Origin of the sequence: Tropicimonas isoalkanivorans, assembly GCF_900112335.1 — a bacterium.
In the GTDB taxonomy this organism is placed as follows: Bacteria; Pseudomonadota; Alphaproteobacteria; order Rhodobacterales; family Rhodobacteraceae; genus Tropicimonas; species Tropicimonas isoalkanivorans.
Genome location: NZ_FOLG01000012.1, coordinates 149,945 through 165,869, shown reverse-complemented (window position 1 = coordinate 165,869; position 15,925 = coordinate 149,945). Strand labels below are relative to the sequence as shown.

Annotated in this window: 16 protein-coding genes; 10 read left to right on the top strand and 6 right to left on the bottom strand. The window is 64.5% G+C overall.

Translation table 11 applies throughout. From position 1 onward, the window contains the following. Positions 1-24: 24 nt before the first annotated feature. From ctaD to BM075_RS17890, 3 genes are all read left to right on the top strand, one after another. Positions 25-1,698 carry a cytochrome c oxidase subunit I gene (ctaD, locus tag BM075_RS17900; protein ID WP_093362062.1) on the top strand — a complete coding sequence of 558 codons (1,674 nt, stop codon included), beginning with the start codon at positions 25-27 and terminating at the stop codon, positions 1,696-1,698. 264 nt (positions 1,699-1,962) lie between these two features. Next, complete coding sequence (locus tag BM075_RS17895) at positions 1,963-2,454, top strand: DUF2244 domain-containing protein (protein ID WP_425445203.1); 492 nt, start codon at positions 1,963-1,965, stop codon at positions 2,452-2,454. 4 nt (positions 2,455-2,458) lie between these two features. Then, the gene (locus tag BM075_RS17890) at positions 2,459-3,433 is read left to right on the top strand and encodes a hypothetical protein (protein ID WP_177208404.1); all 975 of its coding nucleotides are present in this window, start codon (positions 2,459-2,461) and stop codon (positions 3,431-3,433) included. Between the two features lie 61 nt (positions 3,434-3,494). On the opposite strand, the gene BM075_RS17885 is transcribed toward BM075_RS17890, so the two are convergent. After that, positions 3,495-3,971 carry a GatB/YqeY domain-containing protein gene (locus tag BM075_RS17885; protein WP_093362060.1) on the bottom strand — a complete coding sequence of 159 codons (477 nt, stop codon included), beginning with the start codon at positions 3,969-3,971 and terminating at the stop codon, positions 3,495-3,497. 128 nt (positions 3,972-4,099) lie between these two features. Between BM075_RS17885 and carA the strand changes: the two genes are divergently transcribed. Further along, positions 4,100-5,257, top strand: a complete 1,158-nt coding sequence (carA, locus tag BM075_RS17880) for a glutamine-hydrolyzing carbamoyl-phosphate synthase small subunit (protein WP_093362059.1) — start codon at positions 4,100-4,102, stop codon at positions 5,255-5,257. Between the two features lie 87 nt (positions 5,258-5,344). Then, the gene (locus tag BM075_RS17875; RefSeq protein ID WP_093362058.1) at positions 5,345-7,360 is read left to right on the top strand and encodes a glycosyltransferase; all 2,016 of its coding nucleotides are present in this window, start codon (positions 5,345-5,347) and stop codon (positions 7,358-7,360) included. Here BM075_RS17875 and BM075_RS17870 read toward each other — a convergent pair. Next, positions 7,357-8,007, bottom strand: coding sequence for a GntR family transcriptional regulator (locus BM075_RS17870; RefSeq protein ID WP_093362057.1), 651 nt, complete (start codon positions 8,005-8,007; stop codon positions 7,357-7,359). The two genes, BM075_RS17875 and BM075_RS17870, sit on opposite strands and share 4 nt — an antisense overlap. A gap of 145 nt (positions 8,008-8,152) precedes the next feature. Between BM075_RS17870 and BM075_RS17865 the strand changes: the two genes are divergently transcribed. The 3 genes from BM075_RS17865 to BM075_RS17855 all read left to right on the top strand — a co-directional run bounded on the left by BM075_RS17865 (position 8,153) and on the right by BM075_RS17855 (position 10,408). Then, positions 8,153-8,803, top strand: a complete 651-nt coding sequence (locus BM075_RS17865) for a pyrimidine 5'-nucleotidase (protein ID WP_093362056.1) — start codon at positions 8,153-8,155, stop codon at positions 8,801-8,803. 99 nt (positions 8,804-8,902) lie between these two features. Beyond that, the gene (locus BM075_RS17860; RefSeq protein WP_093362055.1) at positions 8,903-9,139 is read left to right on the top strand and encodes a hypothetical protein; all 237 of its coding nucleotides are present in this window, start codon (positions 8,903-8,905) and stop codon (positions 9,137-9,139) included. Positions 9,140-9,208: 69 nt separating this feature from the next. Further along, complete coding sequence (locus tag BM075_RS17855) at positions 9,209-10,408, top strand: FAD-dependent monooxygenase (RefSeq protein ID WP_093362054.1); 1,200 nt, start codon at positions 9,209-9,211, stop codon at positions 10,406-10,408. A 56-nt stretch (positions 10,409-10,464) separates the two neighbouring features. Here BM075_RS17855 and BM075_RS17850 read toward each other — a convergent pair whose 3' ends face one another. Together BM075_RS17850 and BM075_RS17845 are read right to left on the bottom strand one after the other, a co-directional pair. Beyond that, positions 10,465-10,920 (bottom strand): Lrp/AsnC family transcriptional regulator, encoded by a 456-nt coding sequence (locus BM075_RS17850; RefSeq protein ID WP_093362053.1) that lies wholly within the window; start codon positions 10,918-10,920, stop codon positions 10,465-10,467. Continuing rightward, a complete protein-coding gene (locus tag BM075_RS17845) occupies positions 10,917-11,372 on the bottom strand; it encodes an Lrp/AsnC family transcriptional regulator (protein WP_093362052.1) in 456 nt (151 codons plus the stop codon). Before BM075_RS17845 ends, BM075_RS17850 begins: the two co-directional genes overlap by 4 nt. Before the next feature lie 133 nt (positions 11,373-11,505). Here BM075_RS17845 and ilvC point away from each other — a divergent pair, with 133 nt between their 5' ends. Further along, positions 11,506-12,528: a ketol-acid reductoisomerase gene (ilvC, locus tag BM075_RS17840; RefSeq protein ID WP_093362051.1), complete on the top strand. Its 1,023-nt coding sequence runs from the start codon at positions 11,506-11,508 to the stop codon at positions 12,526-12,528. Positions 12,529-12,760: 232 nt separating this feature from the next. Then, positions 12,761-13,549 carry a hypothetical protein gene (locus BM075_RS24870; RefSeq protein ID WP_093362050.1) on the top strand — a complete coding sequence of 263 codons (789 nt, stop codon included), beginning with the start codon at positions 12,761-12,763 and terminating at the stop codon, positions 13,547-13,549. A 10-nt stretch (positions 13,550-13,559) separates the two neighbouring features. Here BM075_RS24870 and glmM read toward each other — a convergent pair whose 3' ends face one another. Continuing rightward, a complete protein-coding gene (gene glmM, locus BM075_RS17830; protein ID WP_093362049.1) occupies positions 13,560-14,903 on the bottom strand; it encodes a phosphoglucosamine mutase in 1,344 nt (447 codons plus the stop codon). Beyond that, on the bottom strand, positions 14,900-15,925 hold the full coding sequence (gene folP, locus BM075_RS17825; RefSeq protein ID WP_093362048.1) for a dihydropteroate synthase: 1,026 nt from the start codon (positions 15,923-15,925) through the stop codon (positions 14,900-14,902). The genes glmM and folP overlap by 4 nt, the downstream gene beginning before the upstream one ends.

Sequence of the window (15,925 nt, the reverse complement as noted above, 5' to 3'; positions counted from 1 at the left end):
GACACTTTCATCCGGAGGAAACGCATGGCCGATGCAGCCATCCACGGGCATGACCATGAGGACAATCGGGGTTTCTTCACCCGTTGGTTCATGTCCACCAACCACAAGGACATCGGGATCCTCTACCTGGTGACATCGGCCGCGCTCGGCTTCATCGCCGTGCTCTTCACGGTCCTGATGCGGATGGAGTTGATGAACCCCGGGGTGCAGCACATGTGCCTCGAAGGATTCCGCCTGTTCGGCGGCTCGACCGAAAACTGCACGCCGAACGGTCACCTCTGGAACGTGCTCATCACCGCGCACGGCATCCTGATGATGTTCTTCGTCGTGATTCCCGCCCTTTTCGGCGGTTTCGGCAACTATTTCATGCCGTTGCAGATCGGCGCGCCGGACATGGCCTTCCCGCGGCTCAACAACCTGAGTTTCTGGCTCTATTTCGCCGGCAGTTCGCTCGCCGTCGCCTCGGTCTTCTCGCCGGGGGGCAACGGCCAGCTCGGGTCCGGTGTCGGATGGGTGCTTTACCCGCCGCTGAGCGTTAACGAAGGCGGGTTCTCCATGGACCTGGCGATCTTTGCCGTCCACTTGTCGGGCGCGTCTTCGATCCTCGGCGCGATCAACATGATCACGACCTTCCTGAACATGCGCGCGCCGGGCATGACCCTGCACAAGGTGCCGCTCTTCGCCTGGTCGATCTTCGTGACGGCTTGGCTGATTCTGCTGGCGTTGCCGGTTCTGGCCGGCGCCATCACCATGCTGCTGACGGATCGCAACTTCGGCACGACGTTCTTCGATCCGGCCGGCGGCGGTGACCCGATCCTCTACCAGCACATCCTGTGGTTCTTCGGCCACCCGGAGGTCTACATCGTGATCGTGCCGGGCTTCGGCATTGCCAGCCACGTCATTGCGACCTTCTCGCGCAAACCGATCTTCGGATACCTGCCGATGGTCTACGCGATGGTGGCAATCGGCGTTCTGGGCTTCGTCGTCTGGGCGCACCACATGTACACCGTCGGCATGTCCCTGCGTCAGCAGAGCTACTTCATGCTCGCCACGATGGTCATTGCGGTGCCCACCGGTATCAAGATCTTCAGCTGGATCGCGACCATGTGGGGCGGCTCCATCGAGTTCAAGACGCCGATGCTCTTCGCTATCGGCTTCCTGCTGCTCTTCACAGTCGGCGGCGTGACCGGAATTGTGCTTAGCCAGGCCGGTATCGACCGCGCCTACCACGACACCTATTACGTCGTCGCGCACTTCCACTACACCATGTCGATGGGAGCGGCCTTCACGATCTTTGCCGGCGTCTACTTTTACTTCTCGAAGATGACGGGCAGGCAGTACAACGAGATGCTTGGCAAGGTGCATTTCTGGCTGTTCTTCATCGGCGTGAACCTGACGTTCTTCCCGCAGCACTTCCTGGGCCGCCAAGGCATGCCGCGCCGTTACATTGACTACCCGGAGGCGTTTGCCACCTGGAACTACGTCTCGTCGATTGGCGCCCTTCTGTCCTTCGCCTCGTTCCTGCTGTTCTTCTACATCGTCTTCTCTGCGCTTCGGTCCGGAGCGAAGGAAACCCGGCCGAACCCGTGGAACGAATGGGCGGACACCTTGGAGTGGACGCTGCCGTCGCCGCCCCCGGAGCACACCTTCGAGACGCTCCCCAAGCAAAGCGACTGGGACAAAAGCCACGCACACTGACGACGTTCGGGGTAGCTGCCGCTGAGCCCCGCCGACCGAGAAAACGCTGAAGAACAAAGGGACCGCTGGCGAAGAATCGTCGGCGGTCCTTCATTTCGGGTCCATTGCGGAGAGGCCTTGCGGGGATCGCCCTGCCGCTGCTGGCCGCCGCCAAAGCTGGGGTTTCCATCGTGCGCAGTCCGCCATTTGCCCGGTCTGGCCGACCACGCTTCCTGCGGCCTCCACACGGATCTATGATCATCTCAGGAAACGATGGAACGCGCCTTGCCCTACGAATGGATCCCCCCCGAGCCGGGCGGGCCGATACACGAATTGCATCTCTGGCCCCACCGTTCGCTGCCGAAACGCGGGTTCGCCGGCTTCATTGCCGGCACCTTCGTACTGCTGCTCGTGCCGCTCTACCCGGCGCTTGGCTCGCCGGTGCTCTGGGGGCTGCTGCCATTCCTGATGGGCACGCTCTGGCTTCTCTACTGGGCAATTCAACGCAGCTACCGCGACGGCGAAGTGCTTGAAGAACTCCGCATCTGGCCGGACAACGTACGCCTGGAACGCCATTCGCGCCGCGACGCGACGCAGGAATGGGAAGCCAACCCTCATTGGGTCCTAGTCGCGCTGCACCAAACGGGCGGGCCAGTGGCGAACTACGTGACATTGCGCGGGGCCGGACGCGAGGTCGAGATCGGAGCTTTTCTCAGCGACGATGAGCGCGTTGACCTCTACGGTGAACTCACGCGATATCTCCCCATAAGGGAGTGAGCAGATGGCACAGGCTCCAGCGACACCGAAGTCGCAACGCATTCTCAGGCGGCTTTACGCAACAACGCTCGGCCCGCGGTGGACATATGAACATTGCGACCTCCAACCCTCCGAGCAGGAAGCGCTGGAACGCCGGGTGAACGGGCGACCGGGCCCGATCTCCGACCCCACGGTGGTATTCCTGTTGCCGTTGGTGGGGCGCCACCACGTCAACGAGTGGCACGAGGTGGAGGCGCGGCTTGCCGATACCGTCGCGAGCTTTCGCCGCCAGACATCCGACCGCTGGATGGCCGTGATCTGCGGTCAGGACGAACCGGCGGGAATCGCGTTCGACGATCAGATCCGGTTTTTGCCCTTCACCCGTCGGGTCGACGGGAACGACAAGTGGGCGAAGCTGGAGATGCTGTGCCATCACCTGCCGAAGTTGGGCGTGACGTCGGGCTACGCCATGAGCTTCGACGCAGACGACCTGCTGAATCGCCGCACAGTCGAAGAGATGGTGCGACGGCGCGACCCCTACGGGTATCTGGTCACCCGAGGTCTGGTGATGGACGCGCAAAGCCGGCAATTGGGCCTCTGTGCGCCGCAAACGCCGTTTGCACCCGGCCGCAAGCCGTTCTGGAAGATGTGCGGAAGCTGCGCGGCCTTTCGCTTCGATCTGAGCGCGGAACCGCACCGCGATGCCGAGTTTCTCGGTGCTATCACGGCGCACGAACACCGGATGTTTCCGTACCTTGCAGCGCTCGCCGGACGGCCGCTCAGACCCCTGCGGCAGGAAGCAGCGATGTATATCGTCAATCACGGGGAGAACTTCGGCGTGCGCCGCGGCCGGGTGGCATTCAAAACGCGCTACGTCGGTCGTTTTCCGGTAACCGACGAAACCACGTTGGCGCGAATCCAGGAGGATTTTCCGATGGTCGGAAAGATACGCGACGACGCCAGCCCGGCACCCTGCGCGGCGTCCCACGACTCGTCCTAGGCGGACGGTGCGCCTTGCCAGCCGGCGCGATGCAACCGCCGCGCCGGCCGAACGCTACAAGTCAGGCGCGCTGTTCCGCGCTCAACCGCTCTCTGACCTTCGGCCCCACGGACCCAAAGTCCATCTGACCGGCATATCTCGTTTTCAGCACACCCATGACTTTCCCCATGTCACGTATGCTCTGCGCTCCGGTCTGGGAAATGGCCTTGTCCACGGCCTCACCGACTTCATCGTCGCTGAGCCGGCGCGGCATGAACTCTTCCAGCACCACAATTTCGGCGCGTTCCTTCTCGGCAAGCTCCAGCCGCCCGCCCTCTTCATAGGCTCGCGCGCTTTCCTGGCGCTGACGCACCATCTTGTCGAGGATCTGCAGGACATCGGCGTCGGTAGCACCTTCGGTGGCGCCTTCGGTGCGCGTGGCGATATCCCGGTCCTTGATGGCGGCATTGATGAGCCGCAGGGTGCACACTCTGTCGGTCTCACGATTGCGCATGGCATCCTTGAGACCCGCGTTCACCCGGTTTCTCAGCTGTGTCATGATTTTCCTCTGGGTTCCCCAACCTCGAAGACCGAATGTAAGGTTTTTGTAACGGTCTGGCAACCACGCCTTGACGACCCAATGGACCGTCCATAGGTTGCCGCCGATTTGCCCCGAGGAGTTGCCCGATGCCCCCGACGACCCCCACTGCCTGCCTTGCGCTTGCCGACGGCACGCTGTTCTACGGCACCGGGTTCGGGGCCACCGGACAGACGGTCGCCGAGCTGTGCTTCAACACGGCGATGACCGGATATCAGGAGATCATGACTGACCCGTCGTATGCCGGTCAGGTCGTGACCTTCACCTTCCCCCACGTGGGCAATGTCGGCGTCAATCCCGAAGACGATGAGACGGCGGACCCTGTCGCTGCCGGCATGGTGGTGAAATGGGATCCAACGACGCCGTCGAACTGGCGCGCGGCCGAACCGCTGAAGGCCTGGCTGGAACGGCGCGGCCGCATCGGCATCGGCGGCGTGGACACGCGCCGCTTGACCCGCGCCATCCGCCGGCAAGGCTCGCCCCATGTTGCCCTCGCCCACAATCCCGACGGCACCTTCGATCTCGAGGCGCTGGTCAGTGCCGCCCGCAGTTTCCCCGGACTGGTCGGACTCGACCTCGCGAAAGACGTGACCTGCGCACAGTCCTATCGTTGGGACCAGATGCGGTGGGCCTGGCCCGAGGGCTACGCTCCGCAGGAAGCGCCGAAGCACAAGGTGGTCGCGATCGACTACGGCGCGAAGCGCAATATCCTGCGCTGCCTCGCCTCCTCCGGGTGCGACGTGACCGTCCTTCCGGCCACCGCCACGGCCGAAGACGTCCTGGCCCATGCGCCTGACGGGGTCTTTCTGTCGAATGGCCCCGGCGACCCTGCGGCCACGGGCGCCTACGCCGTCCCGATGATTCGCGAAGTGCTGGACCGCACCGACCTGCCAGTGTTCGGTATATGCCTCGGCCACCAGATGCTCGCACTGGCCCTCGGCGCCAAGACGATCAAGATGAACCACGGGCATCACGGTGCGAACCACCCGGTGAAAGATCTGGAGACCGGCAAGGTCGAGATCACGTCAATGAACCATGGTTTCACCGTCGACAGCCAGACTCTGCCCCAAGGGGTGCTCGAGACGCACGTTTCGCTCTTCGACGGCTCGAACTGCGGCATCCGGCTGGCAGATCGGCCGGTGTTCTCGGTGCAATACCACCCGGAAGCCAGCCCGGGCCCGCAAGACAGCTATTACCTGTTCGAACGCTTTGCCGCTGCCATGGCGACACGAAACGCGGTAGCCTGACGTATGGGTCACTCCCTTTAACACACTGTTAACTAAGCTTCTCCCAAGGTGCGCGGGACTTAACGCGTGCAAGAGGTGAGGGGTTACATGACGGCACCGACGCGACAGCCGCTCAAACCGGTGCCAGCGCAATCGTGGACGGTGAGCAGCCGCCCGACCGCCGGCACCGCACCCCGCCTCATCCGCACCACCCCCCTACCCCACACGCCAATCGGACAACGCCTTGTCGACCGCGGCTGCCTGGACCCCGGCGACCTGGTGAAGGCCCTCTCCCTGCAGGCCAGACAGGATGCGCGCCTGGGAGACATTTTGCTCAGCAACGGAATGATCAGCGAGGCGGACCTCATGTCGGCGCTGACCGAACAATGGGCGGCGGAGGTGGCCGACCTGCGACGCCTGCCGCCCGATACCCGCCTGATTGATGCCTTCGGGTCGGTTCGCTGCCTCCGTCATGGCGTCCTGCCCTGGCAGCGTAACGGCAGCGTCGTGACAGTGGCTACTTCCCACCCCGAACAGTTCGCAGCCCTTCGACCAGACCTGGAACAGGTCCTCGGGCCGGTGGCGATGGCGTTGACTACGGAAAGCGAGCTGCACCGCGCCCTGACGGATGCCCGAAACCCGACATTGGCCGCCATGGCGGAATGCAGGGTGCCGAAGGACCTTTCCTGTCGCGGATCGGTCGGCCCGCACAAGGCCCGCCTGCTTCTGGCCGGACTGCTGAGCGTCCTGGCTCTGGCCCTGAGCTTCCCTATCACGGTCGTCGCACTTCTGACCGCCTGGTCGGTGCTTTCCCTGACCGCGGCCGCGCTCTTGAAGGTGGCGGGCTTCGTCACCGTCATCCGGCACGAACGCACCGTGCCCGCCACCCCGCCGGATGCCTCGCACAGCGCGGTGCCCACCATCGCGCGGCTGCCCATGGTCTCCGTCATGGTGCCACTCTTCCACGAGGAGGACGTCGTCAGCCGCCTCGTGGACCGCCTCTCCCGGCTGGCCTACCCCAAGGAGCTGATGGACATCCTTCTGGTGATGGAAGAGACGGACGCTGTTACGGCCGACGTCCTTCGCAACACCCATTTGCCGCGGTGGATGCGAGTCGTGACCGTCCCCTCGGGTGGCGTTCGGACCAAGCCGCGCGCGCTGAACTATGCGCTCGATTTCTGCCGCGGCCAGATTGTCGGTGTCTGGGACGCGGAGGACGCGCCGGAACCCGACCAACTCCATGCCGTGGTGCGCCGGTTCCACGAATGCGGCCCCGAGGTCGCCTGCTTGCAAGGGCGGCTCGACTATTACAACGCGCGGAGCAACTGGCTCAGCCGCTGCTTCACGGTCGAATATGCAAGCTGGTTCGGGGTGATGCTGCCGGGCCTGCAAAGGCTGGGTCTGGCTCTCCCCCTCGGCGGGACAACCCTGTTCTTCCGCCGAGCGGCGCTGGAGAAACTGGGGGGATGGGACGCACACAACGTTACCGAAGATGCCGACCTCGGCATCCGCCTGTCCCGCATGGGATACCGGACGGAGATGGTCGACACCGTGACCATGGAGGAGGCCAACTGCCACATCCTGCCTTGGGTCAAGCAACGCTCCCGGTGGCTGAAGGGCTACGCAATGACCTGGGCCGTTCACATGAAGGCGCCGCGGCGTCTGTGGCAGGAGCTTGGCGCCTGGAAGTTCGCGGGCTTCCAAATCCTGTTCCTCGGGACGCTGACCCAGTTCATGCTCGCGCCTGTCCTCTGGTCCTTCTGGTTGCTCGCTGTCGGCTTGCCGCACCCGCTGGCTGGACTGCTCCCCCCAGCCTGCTCGTATCTGTTAATGGCGCTATTCGTATCGTCCGAACTGATCAACATAACGGTGAGCGCCTATGCCGTACGCGACGGGCGGCGCAAGTTCCTGATGCCGTGGATTCCCACGATGCATTTCTACTTCCCGCTCGCGGCATTTGCGTCCTACAAGGCGTTCTACGAGATCCTGACCCGGCCGTTTTTCTGGGACAAAACGCGTCACGGTCGATACGACGAAGTCCCCGCCGACCTGCCGAACGGCGAGGAACCGCAGGCCGTTCGCAGTGTCCGCCAGGCGCCGCAGATCGTTACCGAGGGTGTCTAGGGCAGCGACGTCGCCTTGCTGTTCGAGGTGAGCCGCTGCACGAAGGCCTCCGAAATGTGGACCTTGAGGGCGTCGTATGCGGCCTGTTCGTCTCGCGCCTTGATCGCCGCAACGATGGCCTCGTGCTCCCGCAAAGCCACCTCGCCCCGCCCCTCCGCTGCCAGCGAGGTGGTCGCCATCAGCGCCATGGACCGATAGACGAGATCCAGCTGCTGCACGAGGTAGCGGTTGTGCGAGGCGAGGTGGATCTGGCGGTGAAACCGCCGGTTCGCCCGTGCAAGCGCCGGCGGGTCATCCACAAGCGCGCGGTCGGACTCGATCATGTTCTCCAGCACGTGCACCTCCTCGGCCGCCGCGTGGCGCGCCGCGAGCCGCGCCGCCAGCCCTTCGAGTTCCGAGCGCACGACGTAAAGTTCCGCAAGCTGGTTGTGGTCCAGCGAGGCAACGATCAGGCTGCGGCCGTCCCGCGACAGGAGCGACTGCGTTTCCAGCCGCTGCAGTGCCTCCCGAATCGGCGTGCGCGACACCCCGAAGCGGTCTGCCAGCTCGCTCTCGACCAGCCGGTCGCCCGGCTTGTAGACACCCACGTCGATCGCCTCCAGGATCAACTCATAGGCATCCTTGTGGCCGGATTTGTCGCTAGGCATCGCTCTTTCCCCGTGTGGTAGCGCTATAGCACGCGAAAACTACCGCAAACCGCCTGCCGATCAAACAGCCCGCAGGCTACCCGAGACGCGGCCCATGACCGCGCTCCCGCTTGAGCAGGCCATCGCCCCGTCATAGGGTCCGCACATGATCCGCGCGAGCTTCTCCCACGTTCAGACCTGGGTCTTCGACCTGGACAATACACTGTATTCCCCCACGGCCCGACTCTTCGACCAAATCGAGGCGCGGATGACGACCTGGGTGATGCGGGAACTCGGAGTGGACCGGGAGGAGGCGAACCGCCTGCGCAAGGACTATTGGGCGCGGTATGGCACCACGCTGGCGGGCCTCATGCGGGAGCACGGCGCCGATCCGGCATCCTACCTGGTCGAGGTGCACGATATTGACCTAGGCCACCTGAAACCAGACGCCGGACTTGCCGATGCCATCGCCGCGCTGCCCGGGCGCCGTATCGTCTTCACCAACGGGTCGCGGCCCTATGCGGAACGGGTGCTCGCCGCGCGAGGTCTCGGAGGAATCTTCGATGCCGTCTATGGCGTGGAGCACGCCCAATTTCACCCCAAGCCCGAGCGCGTCGCATTCGAGGCGGTCTTCACTGCCGACGGCCTGGTTCCTGAGGCCGCCGCCATCTTCGAGGACGACCCCAGAAACCTCGCCGCACCGCACGAGATGGGGCTGCGAACTGTGCATGTCGCGGCCGAACCCGTCGTCTGGCCGCATATTCATCACCATACCGACGACCTCGTGGGCTTTCTCTCCCACCTGCGGCCGGACTGACAGACACCCGCACCCGGAGGGCTGCGGCATGATGCATTCCAAACCCGGCCGCTTCTATGCGATAACGCGATTAATCACTCTTGCACTTGGAGATCCGCCATGACCGACCCTCACAAAGCCCCCGAAGAAAGCCTTGAACCCTTCTCCGGTGACCGCGGGTGGAAGGGGCTGGAACGCAGCGAAGGCGAGGGGTTCTTTTTCATTGTCGTGGCGGTGCTTCTGGTGATCGCCGTGCTTGCAGTCTTCACGTTGGGCGGCGTCGGCATCGGGCTGGTGTTCCTTCTGCTGACCTTTGCGTCGCTGGCGGTTCTGGTCGTCATCAGCATGGGCGGCTGACGCGCGCCTTTGCCGCTTGTGCCTCAGGCCCGGTCCGCCCTACATGCAGGGGCCAAGGAGGGCTTGCGAATGGCACGCACCGAGACCGAAATTCTGATCGCCGGCGGTGGTATCGCCGGCCTGACCGCCGCCTTGGCCTTTGGCAAGGCGGGGTTCCGCACGATCCTCGTGTCGCCCGAACCGCCTGTAACGCGCGGCGAAGACGACGGGTCGGACCTTCGCTCCACGGCCTTCCTCCAGCCCGCAAAACGGTTGTTCGAGCAGATCGGTCTTTGGGACGATCTCGCTGACACCGCCACGCCGCTCAACGTCCTGCGCGTGGTCGATACCGTGAACTGGCCACCGCAGATCCGCGACAGTCGGGAGTTCATGGCCAGCGATCTGGGCGAGGCGAGCTTCGGGTGGAACCTGATGAACTGGCGCGTCCTTCAGGGCCTGTCACGAGTTCTGGACGGGCTGGAAACGGTCGAGCTGCGCTTTGGAACCGCCTTCGCCTCCATGGTGGCCCGGGATACCGGCGCGATCGTGCGGCTGAGCGACGGCGATTCCGTTTCCGCCAAGCTCGTGATCGGCGCCGACGGGCGCAACTCCGCTGTGCGGGAGGCCTCTGGTATCGGTGTGCACACCACACGCTACGGCCAGAAGACGCTCGCATTCGTCGTCGGCCATCCCAAGCCGCACGCGAACGTCTCCACCGAGATCTACAACGAGGGCGGTCCCTTCACCCTTGTGCCCCTGCCCGACCTCGATGGCCAACACGCCTCGGCCGTTGTCTGGATGAACCCGGGCCAGCGGGCGGAGGAAATGGCAGCATTGGACCGGGAGACGTTCGAGACCAGGATCTCCGAGCGGTCCTCCTACATCCTTGGGCCGCTCAGCCTGAAATCGGAGCGCCGTCTCTGGCCGATCATCAGCCAGCGGGCCGATCACCTGTCGGCGCCGCGCGTCGCTCTGATGGCGGAAGCCGCTCACGTCATTCCGCCGATCGGCGCGCAAGGACTCAATACCTCGCTGAACGACCTGATCCTCTTGCGTGACCTCGCGCTGATGGCAGGCCGGGCCGGGCTCGGCGGAGACCGGATGCTCGCAAAATACGACCGCCAGCGTGCAGCAGATATCCGCCGGCGCGTGGCTGCGATCGACGTGTTCAACCGCGTGACACGTTCGGGGAACCCTCAGGTGCAGATGTTGAGGCTGGCAGGCATGAAGGCCGTGCATGACGTGAATGGACTGCGCGAGACGATCATGCGCGTCGGCATGGGCGGGTAGCCGCCTCGCAGACTTTCTGGAAATGGCTCAAGACGTCCGGACGTCTCCAACAGCAATCACAACGGCCCTGGCAACCGCTCCTCACTGAGCATGACGTTGGCCTCGACATTGCCCGCGCCCGGAAGCGTCATGATCCGACGGCGCAGCACACGCTCAAAGTCCGGAAGGTCGCGTGCGACGACGCGGATTCGGTAGTCGAAGAGACCTAGCACGTGCTCGACCGTCTGCACCTCGGGGATCGCAGAGGCGGCGCGTTCGAATTCGTCGAGGGACACACGCCCCTTGGTGGCGAGCTTCACACCCAGGAAGACGGTAACGCCGAAGCCCAGAGCCTCGCGGTCCAGCACCAGCCGCCTGCCCGTGAGCACGCCGGCTTCCGTCAGGCGCTTGACCCGGCGCCAGCACGCCGGTTGGGACAGGCCGAAGCGACGGCCGAGCTCGCCCGCGCTCAGGGATGCGTCCTGCCGCAGAGCGCGGAGGATCTGGCGGTCCGTCTCGTCGAGGTCGATCATAGCGGCAACGCCTCTTCGTCCTTGATGCTGGCCACGTGGACCAATGCTTCGATATCCGCGATGTGGGGCAGGGTCAGGATGCGGCTGCGGTAGAGGTGCTGGTAATGAGCCATGTCGCGGGCGATCATCGCGAGCCTCACGTCGACACCGCCGAGAAAGGTCTGGATCTCGAGAACCTCCGGCACCTTGCGCGCCTCCCGAATGAACACGTCGAAGGCATTGGTGTGCGTCTTGTCGAGGGTGAATCGCAGGGAGACGTGGACGGCATAGCCCAAACGGTGCCAGTCGATTACGGCCTCCTGCCCGCGCAGGATGCCTCGGTCCCGCATCCGGGCGAGACGGCGGGAACAGACGGCGGGCGTCGTGCCGGCGGCCTCCGCCAGCGCGGCGGTCCCGAGTTCGGGGTCGGACTGGAGCTGGCGGAGCAGGCGGCGGTCGAGATCGTCAAGCATGGTTCATCGCAAATTCTTCTATTCAACGAATTGATGTCGCGCAAAATACCCGCAGTACCGTGAAAACGAAACGGCTATTCTGGAATATTGGCTAGGATGCGCCCATCAACGACGCCAAAGGAAGGGCAATACCATGCGCGTGTATTACGACCGCGATTGCGACATCAATCTCATCAAGGACAAAAAGATCGCGATCTTGGGTTACGGCAGCCAGGGCCATGCCCATGCGCTGAACCTGCGGGATTCCGGCGCCAAGAACGTGGCGGTCGCGCTCAGGGAGGGGTCGCCGTCCGCGAAGAAAGCCGAGGGCGAGGGCCTGCAGGTCATGGGCATCGCCGAGGCCGCCGCGTGGTGCGACCTGATGATGTTCACCATGCCGGACGAGCTTCAGGCCGAGACCTGGAACAAATACGTCAAGGACAACATCCGCGATGGCGCCGCAATTGCCTTCGCCCACGGGCTGAACGTGCATTTCGGCCTGATCGAAGCGCCCGCGGGCGTGGACGTCATCATGATGGCGCCGAAGGGACCGGGCCACACGGTGCGCGGTGAGTACACCAAGGGCGGCGGCGTGCCCTGCCTCGTGGCCGTGCATCAGGACGCGACTGGAAAGGCCTTGGAACTGGGCCTGTCCTACTGCTCGGCCATCGGCGGCGGCCGTTCGGGCATCATCGAGACGACCTTCAAGGAAGAGTGCGAGACCGACCTCTTCGGCGAGCAAGCCGTGCTCTGCGGCGGCCTCGTGGAGCTGATCCGCTGCGGCTTCGAGACCCTGGTCGAGGCGGGCTACGCCCCCGAGATGGCCTATTTCGAATGCCTGCACGAAGTGAAGCTGATCGTGGACCTGATCTACGAGGGCGGCATCGCAAACATGAACTACTCCATCTCCAACACCGCGGAATTCGGCGAATACGTCTCCGGCCCGCGCGTTCTGCCTTACGACGAGACGAAGGCGCGGATGAAGGCGGTGCTGGACGACATCCAGCAAGGCCGCTTCGTGCGCGACTGGATGGCGGAGTGCTCGGTTGGCCAGCCGTCGTTCAAGGCCGTCCGGCGCAACAACGACGCGCACCAGATCGAACAGGTCGGTCAGAAGCTTCGGGACATGATGCCCTGGATCACCGCCGGCAAGATGGTGGACAAGTCGCGGAACTGACGGTTAACCACGGCTTTTATGGGAATGGCGCCCTGGGGAAAAGATTCCCCGGGGCGTTTCCTTTGGAGGTAGTGGTTCGCGCCCGGAGGCCCTAGCTCTCGGATTGCTTTCATTGGGTGACGAGACTCGGCGCAAATAGTGCGGTGCTGTGCTAGAATGCGATAGGCACGCGGACTTATATTTGAGTGTGCCCCTGGAACTGCCTTTTATGCATTGTCTCTGGAGGTCTTCCATGTTTCGTCAATTCGCACTCTGCGCCGGCCTTGCGGCCATATCCGGCGCCGCCGCAGCTCAAGACGGCGGCGCGGACCTCGCCAAAAAGCTATCCAACCCGGTGGCCAGCCTTGTCTCGGTGCCGCTGCAATTCAACTACAACCAGGGCTTTCCCGGCGGCAAGGGCGAGCAGTATTATCTCAATATCCAGCCGGTGATCCCGATCTCGATCGGCGAGAACTGGAATCTGATCTCCCGCACGATTCTGCCCATTTACAACCAGAACGTGTCGGACCTCTACGGGCGCCAGATCGGCTTTGGCCCAACCACGCAGAGCTTCTTCTTCTCGCCCAAGGATCCGGGCCCGGGCGGGCTCATCTGGGGTGCCGGACCTGTCCTGCTTCTTCCTACCGGGACAGATGACATCGGCACCGACCAGTGGGGCGCAGGCCTGACCGGAGTGGCGTTGAAGCAAAGCGGGGGCTGGACGTACGGCGGGCTTGCCAACCACATCTGGTCGCTGAGCGGCGGCGACGACTATGGGGAGATCAATCAAACTTTCCTGCAACCGTTCGTCAGCTACACGACCCCCAAGGCGATGTCTTTCACGGTGAATACGGAGTCGACCTACGATTGGGAGGCGGAACAGTGGTCGGTCCCGATCAATTTCGTCGTCGGCCAAGTCGTGGAATTCGGCAAGCAGCCGGTGCAGTTCGCGCTCGGGGCCCGATACTGGGCCGACGCGCCTGAGACCGGGCCGGACGGATGGGGCGCCCGGTTCCAGGTGACGTTCATGTTCCCGAAGTAATCCGAGGGCGTCAGGCAGAGGCTTCCACCGCCTCGACCACGGAGCCGACCACGGTCTCCATCAGGGTGGCATCCTCGCTTTCGGCCATGACGCGGATGAGCGGCTCCGTGCCCGACTTGCGGATCAGCAGGCGCCCGTTGCCGTCCAATCGCGCCTCCGCGGCGGCGATCGCCTTTTGCACCGTTAGCGTCTCGAGAGGTGTGGCCCCCTCGTCGTAGCGCACGTTCCGAAGGAGCTGCGGCACCCTGTCGAAGCTCTTTGAGAGCGCCGACGCAGGCTTGCCGGTCTCGGCCATCCCGGCAAGAAACTGCAACGCTGCGATAAGTCCGTCGCCCGTGGTGGCGTAGTCGGTAAAGACGATGTGGCCGGACTGTTCGCCGCCGAGGTTGAAGCCCCCTGCACGCATCCGTTCCACGACGTAGCGGTCCCCGACCGGCGTACGTTCCAGACGCAGCCCGCGGCCCTGCAGGAACCGTTCAAGCCCGAGGTTGGACATCACCGTCGCTACCAGGGCACCGCCACGCAAGCGGCCCTCCTCGGCCCAGCGGGAAGCCATGAGCGCCATGATCTGATCGCCATCGGCCACGTTGCCCGTCTCGTCGATGATCATCAAACGGTCGGCGTCGCCATCAAGGCTGATGCCCACATCCGCGCCATGGGCCACGACGGCCTCCGCCGCCGCTTCCGGATGGGTGGAGCCGCAGCCCTTGTTGATGTTGAGTCCGTCCGGTGTGACGCCAAGCGGGATCACCTCCGCCCCCAGTTCCCAGAGCACCTCAGGCGCCGTGCGATAGGCCGCGCCGTTCGCGCAGTCGATCACCACCTTCAGCCCCTTGAGCCGCAAATGGGTCGGGAAGCTCGCCTTGGCCCGTTCGACATAGCGGAACCGCCCGTCGTCGATCCGCCTCGCACGGCCAATGTTGGCGGCAACGGCCGGCTCCACGCCGTTGGCGACAAGGGTCTCGATCTCCGCCTCCGCCTCGTCGGACAGCTTGTAGCCATCGGGACCGAAGAACTTGATCCCGTTGTCCTCGTGGGGGTTGTGGCTGGCCGAAATCATGATGCCCACATCCGCGCGCATGGACGTGGTGAGATAGCCAACCGCCGGCGTCGGCACGGGCCCAAGAAGGAGCACGTTCATACCGGTAGAGGTCAGGCCCGCCGTCAGCGCGTTCTCGAACATGTAGCCCGACAAACGCGTGTCCTTGCCGATCACCACCCGGTGGCCGGACTTGCCGTCGCGCCGAAAGTAACGGCCGGCCGCAGCGCCGAGTTTCAGGGCCATTTCCGCTGTCATGGGATGCGCGTTCGCGCGCCCGCGCACGCCGTCCGTGCCGAACAGGGTTCTGCTCATCTGTCCTCCTCGGGCTGTACTCCGCCCGTTGCCGCGCGAAACAGGCGCAGGGCCTGGACCGTCGCGGTGGTGTCATGCACTCTCACTATCTGCACGCCCTGCCCCACTGCCGCAAGCGCCGCAGCGACCGAACCCGGTAACCTTTCCTCAGTGCGGTTCGCCCGCCCCACCACACCGATGAACCGTTTGCGTGAGGCGCCGAGGAGCACCGCGCAGCCGAGGCCGTGGAACAGCGACAGGCGCGCGAGGAGGGCCAGGTTGTGATCCACGGTCTTTCCAAAGCCGATGCCGGGATCCACCACGATCCGGGAGCGGTCGATCCCGGCGGCTTCGGCGGCGGCCACGCGCGCCTCGAGAGCGTCGTAGACGTCGAGCAGGACGTTGTCGTACCGCGGGTCGACCTGCATCGTGGCGGGTGTGGCGATGGAGTGCATCAGGCAAAGGGGCGCGCCGGTCTCTGCAAGCAGCGGCGCCATGGCGGGGTCGAAGCCAAGCCCGGAGACGTCGTTCACCATGGTCGCCCCGGCCGCGAGCGCGGCGCGAGCGACGGCGGCCTTTCGGGTGTCGATGGAGATCGGAACGTCCAGATGGGCCGCCCGCATGTCCGCGATGACCGGGCAGGTTCGCTCGATCTCCTCGGCGACAGGCACCTCGTCCGCGCCGGGTCGCGTGGACTCCCCTCCGATATCGACGATCTCCACCTCACTCGCCATCTCGGCCGCACGGGTCAGGGCGATCATCCGTTCGGCATGCACACCGCCGTCGGAGAAGCTGTCAGGGGTGACATTCAGAATGCCCATGACCGACGGCCGGTCGAGGCGAAGGCCCGCCAGCGGCATCCGAGGCGCGAGCAACGGCTCCAGCGCCTTTTGCGGAACATCCGAGACGGGCAGAACCTCAGCCGGTGCGCCCCGGCGCAGGCGTTCCACCCGGTCGAACCAGCACCAGCCGCCTGCCAAAGTCACCGCCTCAGGTGGCCGGGCGGGGTCCGCGCTCGGGATCGGACGGTAGTAGACTCGCAT

Bases quoted from the DNA above. Each gene is read 5' to 3' on its own strand.
- BM075_RS17890 (WP_177208404.1), top strand. From the start codon at position 2,459: ATGGCACAGGCTCCAGCGACACCGAAGTCGCAACGCATTCTCAGGCGG.
- BM075_RS17855 (WP_093362054.1), top strand. From the start codon at position 9,209: ATGGCACGCACCGAGACCGAAATTCTGATCGCCGGCGGTGGTATCGCC.
- carA (WP_093362059.1), top strand. From the start codon at position 4,100: ATGCCCCCGACGACCCCCACTGCCTGCCTTGCGCTTGCCGACGGCACG.
- BM075_RS17885 (WP_093362060.1), bottom strand. From the start codon at position 3,971: ATGACACAGCTGAGAAACCGGGTGAACGCGGGTCTCAAGGATGCCATG.
- BM075_RS17870 (WP_093362057.1), bottom strand. From the start codon at position 8,007: ATGCCTAGCGACAAATCCGGCCACAAGGATGCCTATGAGTTGATCCTG.
- BM075_RS17845 (WP_093362052.1), bottom strand. From the start codon at position 11,372: ATGCTTGACGATCTCGACCGCCGCCTGCTCCGCCAGCTCCAGTCCGAC.
- BM075_RS24870 (WP_093362050.1), top strand. From the start codon at position 12,761: ATGTTTCGTCAATTCGCACTCTGCGCCGGCCTTGCGGCCATATCCGGC.
- BM075_RS17875 (WP_093362058.1), top strand. From the start codon at position 5,345: ATGACGGCACCGACGCGACAGCCGCTCAAACCGGTGCCAGCGCAATCG.
- BM075_RS17865 (WP_093362056.1), top strand. From the start codon at position 8,153: ATGATCCGCGCGAGCTTCTCCCACGTTCAGACCTGGGTCTTCGACCTG.
- ctaD (WP_093362062.1), top strand. From the start codon at position 25: ATGGCCGATGCAGCCATCCACGGGCATGACCATGAGGACAATCGGGGT.
- glmM (WP_093362049.1), bottom strand. From the start codon at position 14,903: ATGAGCAGAACCCTGTTCGGCACGGACGGCGTGCGCGGGCGCGCGAAC.
- BM075_RS17850 (WP_093362053.1), bottom strand. From the start codon at position 10,920: ATGATCGACCTCGACGAGACGGACCGCCAGATCCTCCGCGCTCTGCGG.
- folP (WP_093362048.1), bottom strand. From the start codon at position 15,925: ATGCGAGTCTACTACCGTCCGATCCCGAGCGCGGACCCCGCCCGGCCA.
- BM075_RS17860 (WP_093362055.1), top strand. From the start codon at position 8,903: ATGACCGACCCTCACAAAGCCCCCGAAGAAAGCCTTGAACCCTTCTCC.
- ilvC (WP_093362051.1), top strand. From the start codon at position 11,506: ATGCGCGTGTATTACGACCGCGATTGCGACATCAATCTCATCAAGGAC.